This is a genomic window from Bartonella sp. AP57NXGY (assembly GCF_042195805.1).
In the GTDB taxonomy this organism is placed as follows: domain Bacteria; phylum Pseudomonadota; class Alphaproteobacteria; order Rhizobiales; family Rhizobiaceae; genus Bartonella.
Window position 1 is genome coordinate 1 of record NZ_JBHIOZ010000560.1, and the last position, 653, is coordinate 653.

General features: G+C 41.2%; 1 protein-coding gene. It reads left to right on the forward strand.

The genetic code is table 11. The features are described 5' to 3' along the window. The coding region (locus tag ACFIL8_RS12035; RefSeq protein WP_375690008.1) for a DNA gyrase C-terminal beta-propeller domain-containing protein at positions 1-653 on the forward strand (653 nt) is incomplete at both ends.

Below are 653 nucleotides of genomic sequence, written 5' to 3' on the forward strand. Positions count from 1 at the left end.
TGGATGCGTGCTTTGAAGGGACACTTGAACGATTATAAAGCACTTTCTTTTAAAGAAGGAGACAGTTTAAAGTTAGCATTTCCAGCATTTACGACCGACAAGATTGTGCTGATCAGTACGGGTGGAAAGTTTTTTGCTATTGGTGCAAATAATTTACCTGGAGGGCGGGGACATGGTGAACCTATTCGTCTCTTAGTCGATATGGATGATGAGCACGATATTCTCACAGCTTTTGTGCATCACGCTGAGGAAAAATTGCTCTTGGTTTCATCTCACGGAAATGGCTTTATTGTTTCTTCTGCAGAAGTGATCGCCAATACACGAAAAGGAAAGCAAGTGATGAATGTGAAAGCTCCTGATAAGGTAAAGCTTTGTGTTCAAGTAAATGGTGATCATGTTGCTGTAGTTGGTGAAAACCGCAAAATGCTTATTTTTTCTATTGAACAAATACCAGAAATGAATCGCGGTAAGGGTGTTCGTTTACAACGTTACAGAGAGGGTGGTATTGTTGATGCCAAGACTTTTAATTTATCAGAAGGCTTAAGTTGGCAAGATACTGCTGATCGAATCTTTAATCGTCAAGCTGATGATCTCATTGAATGGATGGGAATGCGTGCGGGCGTCGGGCGTTTGGTTCCAAGAGGATTTCCAAA